The sequence below is a fragment of the Pseudomonas sp. MPR-R2A5 genome, assembly GCF_058793055.1.
Genome location: NZ_JBXAFK010000067.1, coordinates 23,856 through 34,051 on the forward strand (window position 1 = coordinate 23,856; position 10,196 = coordinate 34,051).

The following is a 10,196-nucleotide window of genomic DNA, read 5'->3' on the forward strand; positions in this document are numbered from 1 at the left end:
AACACAGGTTCATGACAATTAGGGCCAGGTGCCCGCAGCAGGGCTATCCTGAACCGGTGACCCGGACGTTCATTACCCGCCAAAAGGAGCCAGCCCATGTGTGTTCGCCACCCGCGCCAGGCGATTTTCTGCCTGATCCCGCCTTACATCCTCGACCAGATCGCGCGTAACGGTAATAAAACGCAACGGGACGTCGCGCTACGTACCCGCGCCAAGGACAGCACGTTCCGCTCGTTGCGCATGGTCGCCGAGCCCGCTCATGGCCCGGCCCGTATGGCCTTGGCCATGGGCGCCGGCAAACGGCGTTCGATCTACGGCGCCGAGGGCACGGATAGCCTGCCAGGCAAGCTGATCCGCGGCGAAGGGCAGCCCGCCAGCGGCGATGCGGCCGTAGACGAAGCTTATGACGGTTTGGGCGCCACGTTCGATTTTTTTGACCAGGTCTTCGACCGCAACTCCATCGACGATGCCGGTATGGCGCTGGACGCGACCGTGCATTTTGGCCAGAACTACAACAATGCGTTCTGGAACTCGACCCAGATGGTGTTTGGTGATGGCGATCAGCAATTATTCAACCGGTTCACGATCGCGCTTGATGTGATTGGCCATGAATTGGCCCACGGCGTGACCGAGGATGAAGCCAAGCTGATGTATTTCAATCAATCCGGCGCCTTGAACGAGTCGTTGTCGGATGTGTTTGGCTCGCTGATCAAACAGTACTCGTTGCAGCAGAAGGCGCAAGATGCCGATTGGTTGATCGGCAAAGGGTTGTTTACCGACAAGATCAAAGGCATTGCGCTGCGCTCGATGAAAGCACCCGGTACTGCCTTTGACGACAAGTTGCTGGGCAAGGATCCACAACCGGGGCATATGGATGATTTCGTACAGACTTACGAGGACAATGGCGGGGTGCATATCAATTCTGGCATTCCCAACCATGCGTTCTATCAGGTGGCCACGAAGCTGGGTGGGTTTGCCTGGGAACGTGCGGGGCGGATCTGGTATGACGCATTGCGCGATGCACGCTTGCGGCCGAACTCAGGGTTCCTGCGCTTCGCGCGGATTACCTACGATATCGCCGGTCGACTGTATGGCGCGAACAAGGATGAGCAGAAGGCGGTCAAGGAGGGCTGGAAAGCGGTTGGCATTCATGTGTGACAAACCGCCTGTGCGGTGAGGAGCAGCCATGCAAATTTCGATCAAGGAAAACGGCGGGCCGGCGTTTTTTCCGGGGCTGGCCAAACCTCGTACGGTGCAGCTGGACACGCTGCCCGAGCCGGACCAGCAGGAATTGCGGCAACTGATCGAGGCGTCAAACTTCTTTGAGTTGCCGCAAAGCACCGCGCCAGAACCCGGCAACCCAAGCCAGGTGCATTACACGTTGACCGTGACGGAAGGCGAGCGTGAGCACACGGTCTGCGTGCTGGCGCCGGTGAAGTCGCAGGCGCTGGATGGGCTGGTGCAGTGTGTGCGGCGGCATATTCGCTGTTGAGGCAGGTTCAGGGCCTGCCCGAACTTACTTGCGATCCAGCCAAACGGTCTGCGCGTTGCAGAACTCGCGCACGCCAAAGTGCGACAACTCGCGACCGAAGCCGCTCTTCTTCACGCCACCAAACGCCACCCGAGGGTCGGAGACGCTGAAAGCATTCACGAAGATCCCGCCGGTTTCCAGCTGGTTCGCAATGTCGCGGGCCTTGGCTGGATCCCTGGTGAAGATGCTCGCGGTGAGGCCGAACTCGCTGTCATTGGCCAGGGCCACGGCATGGTCGGCGTCGCGGGCGGTGATGATCGAGGCCACGGGGCCGAACAGTTCCTCTTTGAACGAGGTCATCTGGTCGGTGACGTCGGCCAGTACGGTCGGCGCGTAGTAGTTGCCGGCGCCGGCTACTTTGTCGCCGCCCAGCAGTAGGGTCGCGCCTTGCGCCAGGGTCGCCTGGACCTGGGCGTGCAGTTCGTCGCGCAGGTCGAAGCGGGCCATGGGGCCGACGTAGGTGGCGGTCGAGGTCGGGTCGCCCATCACCAGGGCACGGCTGGCTTCGACAAACTTGGCGGTGAAGGCCTCCACCACACCCGCTTCGACGATCAGGCGCTTGGCCGCGGCGCAGACTTGGCCGCTGTTCTGGAAGCGGCCGATCACGGCGGCCTGGACGGCGGCATCGAGGTCGGCATCGTTGAGCACGATGAACGGGTCGGAACCGCCCAATTCCAGTACGCATTTCTTCAGCGCGGCACCGGCATGGGAGCCGATGGCCATGCCGGCACGCACGCTGCCGGTGAGGGTGACGGCGGCGATGCGCGGGTCGGCGATGGCTTTTGACACGCCTTCCTGGGTCACATTGAGCACTTCGAACAAGCCTTCGGCGAAGCCGGCTTTGTCGAACGCGGCTTTCATCAGGTAGGCGCTGCCCATGACATTCGGCGCGTGTTTGAGCACGTAGGTGTTGCCGGCGAGCAGCGTCGGCACCGCGCCGCGCAGGACTTGCCACACCGGGAAGTTCCACGGCATCACGGCCAGGATCGGGCCCAGCGGGCGGTATTCGATATGGGCGGTGCCGTTGTCTACCAGGGTCGGTTCCGGGGCGAGCATGGCCGGGCCGTGGGCGGCGTACCACTCGCTGAGCTGGGCGCATTTCTCGATTTCGGCACGGGCCTGGACGATGGGTTTGCCCATTTCCAAGGTGATCATCTGTGCCATCTCTTCGGCTTGATCACGCAGGGCACCGGCCAGGGCCAGCAACAGGGCCGAGCGCTCGCTGACCGGCTGGCGGCGCCAGGTGCGGAAGGCGTGGGTGGCACGGTTGAGGGCGGCGTCCAACTGGGCTTCGGTTTCGTAGGGGTAGCTGCCGACCGTCGCCCCGGTAGTGGGGTTGATCGACAGGGCGTGGGTCTGGTGGGTGATAGCGTTCATGGCACCGTCCGGCTGAATGAGTGGATTGGGGTCAGCCTACGGGGCTGCATCTTTTCTGGAAACTGAATAATATTGAGCAATACATTCACGATTGGAGAATGATTTGGATCTGGTGCAGCTGGAAATCTTCAAGGCCGTTGCCGAGCAAGGCAGCATCAGTGCCGCGGCGCAGTTGATTCATCGGGTGCCGTCGAACCTGACCACGCGCATCAAGCAACTGGAGCAGGATCTGGGCGTGGAATTATTCATCCGCGAGAAAAGCCGCCTGCGCCTGTCGCCAGCCGGGTGGAACTTCCTTGGCTATGCGCGGCGCATTCTTGACCTGGTGCAGGAAGCCCGCGCGACGGTGGCGGGGGAGGAGCCCCAGGGGGCATTTGCCCTCGGTTCGCTGGAGAGCACGGCCGCGGTGCGCATTCCGGCGTTACTGGCGGCGTACAACCAGAAGCACGCCAAGGTCGAGCTGGACCTGAGCACCGGGCCGTCCGGGACGATGATCGAAGGCGTGTTGTCGGGACGCCTGGCGGCGGCGTTTGTGGATGGGCCGGTATTGCATGCCACCCTGGAAGGCGTGGCGGTGTTCGAGGAAGAGATGGTGGTGATTGCGCCGTTGCACCATGCGCCGATCACCCGCGGGCAGGATGTGAACGGGGAAAGTATCTATACCTTTCGCTCCAACTGTTCCTACCGGCACCATTTCGAGCGGTGGTTCTCACAGGATGGCGCGGTGCCGGGCCGCATCTTCGAGATGGAGTCCTACCACGGCATGCTCGCCTGCGTCAGTGCCGGGGCCGGCCTGGCGCTGATGCCGCGCAGCATGCTGGAAAGCATGCCGGGGTTTACCACGGTGAGCGTGTGGCCGCTGACGGACAGTTTCCGCCTGTTGCACACCTGGCTGATCTGGCGACGGGGCACGGTGTCGCAGAGTTTGAACAGTTTTGTGAAGTTGCTGGAGGAGCGCGGCCACTGTAGGCGCGAGCTTGCTCGCGAAGGTTGTTAACGATAACGCGGGCATTCTGGATAAACGCGGTGTCCCTGCGTTTTTCGCGAGCAAGCTCGCTCCTACTACTGCGGGTCGTGTTCAGCCGCCGAATTGCAGGGTGCCCAGGGCCAGTTTCGCCATTAGTGCCGTCGCGCCCAACTGCACAAGCCACAACGCCAGGCCACCCAGGAACACTCCCAGCGCCACTTGCAGCACCAGGCTTTTCTGGCGATTGGCTTGCGGCGCGCGCGGAGCGAAGTACTCCTGGTCGTCGGGATCGGCGTGCAGGTTCAGGTCGTCGTTTTTCATAGGGCTCTCACAGCAAAAGGGCAATCGGTGCTCAGTCTAGGGGAGCAGGGTATTTTCCGACAGGCATTAAAAAGGGAAGCCACGGCTTCCCTTCGTATAACGCCGTCAGGCTTATAGAACCTGAACAATCGCCTTTGTTACCGCACCGATGTTCGACTGGTTCAACGCCGCCACACAGATACGCCCGGTGTCCAGCGCGTAAATACCAAACTCGGTGCGCAAGCGGGTGACTTGCTCCACGGTCAGGCCCGAGTAGGAGAACATCCCACGCTGGCGGCCGACGAAGCTGAAGTCGTGGCCCGGAGCAGCCTTGGCCAGCTCGGCCACCATTTGCTCACGCATGCCACGGATGCGCAGGCGCATTTCGGCCAGCTCGGCTTCCCACTGGGCACGCAGTTCAGGGTTGTTCAGCACCGCCGCCACGATCGCTGCGCCGTGGGTCGGCGGGTTGGAGTAGTTGGTGCGGATCACGCGCTTGACCTGGGACAGGATGCGCGCGCTTTCTTCCTTGGACTCGCTGACGATCGACAGTGCGCCCACGCGTTCGCCATACAGGGAGAACGACTTGGAGAACGAGCTGGAGACAAAGAAGGTCAGGCCGGATTCCGCGAACAGGCGCACGGCAGCGGCGTCTTCGTGGATGCCGTCGCCAAAGCCCTGGTAAGCCATATCGAGGAACGGCACCAGGTTCTTGGCCTTGACCACGTCCAGCACTTGCTGCCAGTCAGCCGGGCTCAGGTCGACGCCGGTCGGGTTGTGGCAGCAGGCGTGCAGCACCACGATGGACTGCGGCGGCAGGGCGTTGAGGTCTTCGAGCAGGCCGGCACGGTTCACGTCGTGGGTGGCGGCGTCGTAGTAGCGGTAGGTCTGCACCGGGAAACCGGCTTTTTCGAACAGTGCCTGGTGGTTTTCCCAGCTGGGGTCGCTGATGGCAACCACGGCATTGGGCAGCAGTTGCTTGAGGAAGTCGGCGCCGATTCTCAGGGCACCGGTACCGCCGACGGCTTGCGCGGTGATGACGCGGCCGGCGCCCAGCAGTGGCGACTCAGCGCCAAACAGCAGTTTTTGCACGGCCTGGTCGTAGGCCACGATGCCGTCGATCGGCAAGTAGCCACGGGCAGCGTGTTGCGCCACGCGAATGGCTTCCGCTTCGGCAACGGCACGCAGGAGTGGAATCTTCCCCTCCTCGTTGCAGTAAACGCCCACGCCAAGGTTGACCTTGGTGGTTCGTGTATCGGCGTTGAATGCTTCGTTGAGGCCCAGGATAGGATCGCGTGGTGCCATTTCGACAGCGGAGAACAGGCTCATTTTTGCGGCAGCTCTATGGGGGAAAGGAGGGACGTGTCGCGCTCCAGCCGAATGCACTAGAGCGGTGCACAAACGGGGAGCTAGTATAGAGGCCATCACGCCTGAGGGCGACAGCCGAAACGGCTTTTCGGCCAAGTTTTTCGGTTTATTTGCCGACCGTTAGTCTTATTGCAACATTGGGGGGAAAGGCCATGTAGGACGATTACCTTGAAACCCATCACATTCGCCACCACTTCTACAGCTATCATGGTTTTTTCCTGCAACCTGCGATGAGAATTCGCGGGTTGCTGAGCTATTTCGTCCTCGGCGGTTGTCAGCCTGGGGTGACTTGAAAGAGGTACGTTATGTCGGATTTCCAGCTCGTCACCCGCTTTGAACCCGCCGGCGACCAGCCCGAAGCGATTCGCTTGATGGTCGAAGGCATCGAGGCCGGCCTGGCGCACCAGACGCTGCTCGGGGTGACCGGTTCGGGCAAGACCTTCAGCATTGCCAACGTGATCGCGCAGGTGAACCGCCCGACCTTGGTGCTGGCGCCGAACAAGACCCTGGCCGCGCAACTGTATGGCGAGTTCAAGGCGTTCTTCCCGAACAACGCGGTGGAGTACTTCGTTTCCTATTACGACTACTACCAGCCCGAAGCCTACGTGCCGTCCTCCGATACCTTTATCGAGAAGGATGCGTCGATCAACGACCATATCGAGCAGATGCGGTTGTCGGCGACCAAGGCGCTGCTGGAGCGCAAGGACGCGATCATCGTTACCACGGTGTCGTGCATCTACGGCCTGGGCAGCCCGGAAACCTACTTGAAGATGGTGCTGCACGTCGATCGCGGTGACAAACTTGACCAGCGTGAACTGCTGCGTCGCCTGACGAGCCTGCAATACACACGCAACGACATGGACTTTGCCCGCGCCACCTTTCGCGTGCGCGGCGATGTGATCGACATCTACCCGGCCGAATCCGACCTGGAAGCGATCCGCATCGAGCTGTTTGACGATGAAGTCGAGAGCCTGTCGGCGTTCGACCCGTTGACCGGCGAGGTGATCCGCAAACTGCCGCGCTTCACCTTTTATCCGAAAAGCCACTATGTGACCCCGCGCGAGACGTTGATGGGCGCCATCGAGGGCATCAAGGTCGAGTTGGCCGAGCGCCTTGAGTACCTGCGCGCCAACAATAAGCTGGTGGAAGCCCAGCGCCTTGAACAGCGCACCCGCTTCGACCTGGAGATGATCCTCGAGTTGGGCTACTGCAACGGCATCGAAAACTACTCGCGCTACCTCTCGGGCCGCGAATCCGGGGCGCCGCCGCCGACCCTCTACGACTACCTGCCGCCCGATGCGCTGCTGGTGATCGACGAATCCCACGTCAGCGTGCCGCAAGTGGGCGCCATGTATAAGGGCGACCGCTCGCGCAAGGAAACCTTGGTGGAATACGGTTTCCGCCTGCCGTCGGCGCTGGATAACCGGCCGATGCGCTTCGATGAATGGGAAAGTATCAGCCCCCAGACCATTTTCGTGTCGGCGACACCGGGGAACTACGAGGCCGAGCATGCCGGCCGCGTGATCGAGCAACTGGTGCGCCCGACAGGCCTGGTGGACCCACAGATCGAAATCCGCCCGGCGTTGACCCAGGTTGACGATCTGCTCTCGGAAATCACCAAGCGCGTGGCCCTGGAAGAGCGGGTGCTGGTCACCACGCTGACCAAGCGCATGTCCGAAGACTTGACCGACTACCTGGCCGACCACGGCGTACGGGTGCGTTACCTGCACTCGGACATCGACACCGTGGAGCGCGTGGAGATCATCCGCGACCTGCGCCTGGGCACCTTCGATGTATTGGTGGGGATCAACCTGCTGCGTGAGGGCCTGGATATGCCCGAGGTGTCGCTGGTGGCGATCCTGGATGCGGACAAGGAGGGCTTCCTGCGCTCCGAGCGTTCGCTGATCCAGACCATCGGCCGTGCGGCGCGTAACCTCAATGGTCGGGCGATTCTCTATGCCGATCGTATTACCGGCTCCATGGAGCGGGCGATCGGCGAGACCGAGCGCCGCCGCGACAAGCAGATCGCCTTTAACCTGGCCAACGGCATTACGCCCAAGGGCGTGTTCAAGGACGTCGCCGACATCATGGAAGGTGCTACCGTGCCTGGCTCGCGCAGCAAAAAGCGCAAGGGCATGGCCAAGGCTGCCGAGGAAAGCGCCAAGTACGAAAACGAACTGCGCTCGCCGAGCGAGATCACCAAGCGGATTCGCCAGCTGGAAGAGAAGATGTACCAGCTGGCGCGGGATCTGGAGTTCGAGGCAGCGGCGCAGACGCGCGATGAGATCGGCAAGTTGCGTGAGCGGTTGCTGACGGTCTGATTTGCGCTGACTCAACCGGCCTCATCGGGGCAAGCCCCTCCCACATTTGACTGCATTCTCATGCTGAGAACCGGTCCGGTGTGGGAGGGGGCTTGCCCCCGATGGCCGCGCCTCGGTTTTCCAGAAATCACCCAGGCTGTTACCATTCGCCCCTTGTTTCAATTTTCAGTTATATCGCCCATTCGAGACCTGCCATGACCACCGTCCGCACGCGCATCGCGCCATCGCCTACTGGGGATCCCCACGTCGGTACTGCCTACATCGCCTTGTTCAACTACTGCTTTGCCAAGCAGCATGGCGGTGAATTCATCCTGCGGATCGAAGACACCGATCAACTGCGTTCGACCCGTGAGTCGGAACAGCAGATTTTCGATGCCCTGCGCTGGTTGGGCATTACCTGGTCAGAAGGCCCGGACGTCGGCGGCCCGCATGGCCCGTACCGTCAGAGCGAGCGCAGCGACATCTACAAGCAGTACACCCAGCAATTGGTCGACATGGGCCATGCGTTCCCTTGTTTCTGCACCGCCGAAGAGCTCGATCAGATGCGCGCCGAGCAGCAGGCGCGCGGTGAAACGCCACGTTACGACGGCCGTGCGCTGTTGTTGTCGAAAGAAGAAGTGGCCCGGCGCCTGGCGGCTGGCGAGCCCCATGTGATTCGCATGAAGGTGCCGAGCGAAGGCGTGTGCGTGGTGCCGGACATGTTGCGCGGTGACGTCGAGATCCCGTGGGACCGCATGGACATGCAAGTGCTGATGAAGACCGACGGCTTGCCGACGTACTTCCTGGCCAACGTTGTCGATGACCACCTGATGGGTATCACCCACGTGCTGCGCGGTGAGGAATGGCTGCCGTCGGCGCCGAAGTTGATCCTGCTCTACGAATACTTCGGCTGGGAACAACCGCAGCTGTGCTACATGCCGCTGCTGCGTAACCCGGACAAGAGCAAGCTGTCCAAGCGCAAGAACCCCACCTCGGTGACGTTCTACGAGCGCATGGGCTTTATGCCCGAAGCCATGCTCAACTACCTGGGCCGCATGGGTTGGTCGATGCCGGACGAGCGCGAGAAGTTCTCGTTGCAGGAAATGGTCGACAACTTCGACCTGTCCCGCGTTTCGCTGGGCGGGCCGATCTTCGATATCGAGAAATTGTCGTGGCTCAATGGCCAGTGGCTGCGTGACCTGCCGGTGGAAGAGTTCGCCAGCCGCGTGCAGCAGTGGGCGTTGAACCCCGAATACATGATGAAGATCGCACCGCTGGTGCAGGGCAGGGTGGAGACATTCAGCCAGGTCGCACCGTTGGCCAGCTTCTTCTTTGCCGGTGGCGTGAGCCCGGATGCCAAGCTGTTTGAATCCAAGAAGCTTTCCGGTGACCAGGTTCGCCAGTTGATGCAGTTGATCCTGTGGAAGCTCGAAAGCCTGCGCCAGTGGGAGAAGGAGGCGATTACCGCGACGATCCAGGCGGTGGTTGAATCCCTCGAACTGAAATTGCGCGACGCCATGCCGCTGATGTTCGCCGCGATCACCGGCCAGGCCAGTTCGGTGTCGGTGCTTGATGCGATGGAAATTCTTGGCCCGGACCTGACGCGTTTCCGTCTACGCCAAGCCCTTGATTTGCTTGGCGGTGTGTCGAAGAAAGAAAACAAGGAATGGGAAAAGCTGCTGGGCGCTATCGCCTGAGTCAGCTGCTGTAGCGGCCAAACCCCGGTTTTCCGGGGTTTGTCTGGTAAGTGATTGTTATCCCGGCAAAAATTTTTAGAAATTGTTGAAAATAAATTTGACACCTTTCTAAAGCGCCATTAAGATTCGCCCCGTCCTCACCGATGAGGGGCTATAGCTCAGCTGGGAGAGCGCTTGCATGGCATGCAAGAGGTCAACGGTTCGATCCCGTTTAGCTCCACCAATTTACAGGTTCAAGGTCTGGCCACACCGTCCTTGAATCGATCAGTCCTCAGCGCTGATCAGTTGTACAGAAGGTTTTGTCCCCTTCGTCTAGTGGCCTAGGACACCGCCCTTTCACGGCGGTAACAGGGGTTCGAGTCCCCTAGGGGACGCCAGTTTCAACAAGCAGTTCGAAAGGTCTGCTGCGCCGCCAGGCGAAAAATCGGGGCTATAGCTCAGCTGGGAGAGCGCTTGCATGGCATGCAAGAGGTCAACGGTTCGATCCCGTTTAGCTCCACCAATTTACAGGTCCAAGGTCCGGCCACACCGTCCTTGGATCGATCAGTCCTCAGCGCTGATCAGTTGTACAGAAGGTTTTGTCCCCTTCGTCTAGTGGCCTAGGACACCGCCCTTTCACGGCGGTAACAGGGGTTCGAGTCCCCTAGGGGACGCCA

Annotated in this window: 8 protein-coding genes and 4 tRNA genes; 9 read left to right on the forward strand and 3 right to left on the reverse strand. The window is 61.0% G+C overall.

The features are described 5' to 3' along the window. Positions 1 to 96: 96 nt before the first annotated feature. Positions 97 to 1,158: a M4 family metallopeptidase gene (locus AC1Q6I_RS31690; protein WP_024076526.1), complete on the forward strand. Its 1,062-nt coding sequence runs from the start codon at positions 97 to 99 to the stop codon at positions 1,156 to 1,158. 28 nt (positions 1,159 to 1,186) lie between these two features. After that, on the forward strand, positions 1,187 to 1,492 hold the full coding sequence (locus AC1Q6I_RS31695) for a protealysin inhibitor emfourin (RefSeq protein WP_024076525.1): 306 nt from the start codon (positions 1,187 to 1,189) through the stop codon (positions 1,490 to 1,492). Between the two features lie 24 nt (positions 1,493 to 1,516). On the opposite strand, the gene AC1Q6I_RS31700 is transcribed toward AC1Q6I_RS31695, so the two are convergent. Then, the gene (locus tag AC1Q6I_RS31700; RefSeq protein WP_102624567.1) at positions 1,517 to 2,908 is read right to left on the reverse strand and encodes an aldehyde dehydrogenase family protein; all 1,392 of its coding nucleotides are present in this window, start codon (positions 2,906 to 2,908) and stop codon (positions 1,517 to 1,519) included. A gap of 103 nt (positions 2,909 to 3,011) precedes the next feature. Between AC1Q6I_RS31700 and ptrR the strand changes: the two genes are divergently transcribed. Continuing rightward, the gene (ptrR, locus tag AC1Q6I_RS31705; RefSeq protein WP_102624568.1) at positions 3,012 to 3,905 is read left to right on the forward strand and encodes a putrescine utilization regulator PtrR; all 894 of its coding nucleotides are present in this window, start codon (positions 3,012 to 3,014) and stop codon (positions 3,903 to 3,905) included. Positions 3,906 to 3,986: 81 nt separating this feature from the next. On the opposite strand, the gene AC1Q6I_RS31710 is transcribed toward ptrR, so the two are convergent. Both AC1Q6I_RS31710 and AC1Q6I_RS31715 read right to left on the reverse strand, forming a co-directional pair. Then, positions 3,987 to 4,196: a hypothetical protein gene (locus AC1Q6I_RS31710; RefSeq protein ID WP_102624569.1), complete on the reverse strand. Its 210-nt coding sequence runs from the start codon at positions 4,194 to 4,196 to the stop codon at positions 3,987 to 3,989. 111 nt (positions 4,197 to 4,307) lie between these two features. Continuing rightward, positions 4,308 to 5,504: an amino acid aminotransferase gene (locus AC1Q6I_RS31715; protein WP_102624570.1), complete on the reverse strand. Its 1,197-nt coding sequence runs from the start codon at positions 5,502 to 5,504 to the stop codon at positions 4,308 to 4,310. A gap of 344 nt (positions 5,505 to 5,848) precedes the next feature. Here AC1Q6I_RS31715 and uvrB point away from each other — a divergent pair, with 344 nt between their 5' ends. The 6 genes from uvrB (at position 5,849) to AC1Q6I_RS31745 (ending at position 10,196) form a co-directional block, all read left to right on the forward strand. Beyond that, the gene (gene uvrB, locus AC1Q6I_RS31720; protein WP_024076520.1) at positions 5,849 to 7,864 is read left to right on the forward strand and encodes an excinuclease ABC subunit UvrB; all 2,016 of its coding nucleotides are present in this window, start codon (positions 5,849 to 5,851) and stop codon (positions 7,862 to 7,864) included. A 194-nt stretch (positions 7,865 to 8,058) separates the two neighbouring features. Then, positions 8,059 to 9,540, forward strand: coding sequence for a glutamate--tRNA ligase (gene gltX / locus AC1Q6I_RS31725; RefSeq protein ID WP_024076519.1), 1,482 nt, complete (start codon positions 8,059 to 8,061; stop codon positions 9,538 to 9,540). A 147-nt stretch (positions 9,541 to 9,687) separates the two neighbouring features. After that, positions 9,688 to 9,763 (forward strand) — tRNA-Ala (locus AC1Q6I_RS31730). Positions 9,764 to 9,841: 78 nt separating this feature from the next. Then, positions 9,842 to 9,917 (forward strand) — tRNA-Glu (locus tag AC1Q6I_RS31735). A 49-nt stretch (positions 9,918 to 9,966) separates the two neighbouring features. Beyond that, positions 9,967 to 10,042 (forward strand) — tRNA-Ala (locus AC1Q6I_RS31740). A 78-nt stretch (positions 10,043 to 10,120) separates the two neighbouring features. Beyond that, positions 10,121 to 10,196: transfer RNA gene (locus AC1Q6I_RS31745), tRNA-Glu, on the forward strand.

Coding starts and splice junctions, on each gene's coding strand:
- AC1Q6I_RS31690 (WP_024076526.1), top strand. CDS start 97: ATGTGTGTTCGCCACCCGCGCCAGGCGATTTTCTGCCTGATCCCGCCT.
- AC1Q6I_RS31695 (WP_024076525.1), top strand. CDS start 1,187: ATGCAAATTTCGATCAAGGAAAACGGCGGGCCGGCGTTTTTTCCGGGG.
- AC1Q6I_RS31700 (WP_102624567.1), bottom strand. CDS start 2,908: ATGAACGCTATCACCCACCAGACCCACGCCCTGTCGATCAACCCCACT.
- AC1Q6I_RS31710 (WP_102624569.1), bottom strand. CDS start 4,196: ATGAAAAACGACGACCTGAACCTGCACGCCGATCCCGACGACCAGGAG.
- AC1Q6I_RS31715 (WP_102624570.1), bottom strand. CDS start 5,504: ATGAGCCTGTTCTCCGCTGTCGAAATGGCACCACGCGATCCTATCCTG.
- uvrB (WP_024076520.1), top strand. CDS start 5,849: ATGTCGGATTTCCAGCTCGTCACCCGCTTTGAACCCGCCGGCGACCAG.
- gltX (WP_024076519.1), top strand. CDS start 8,059: ATGACCACCGTCCGCACGCGCATCGCGCCATCGCCTACTGGGGATCCC.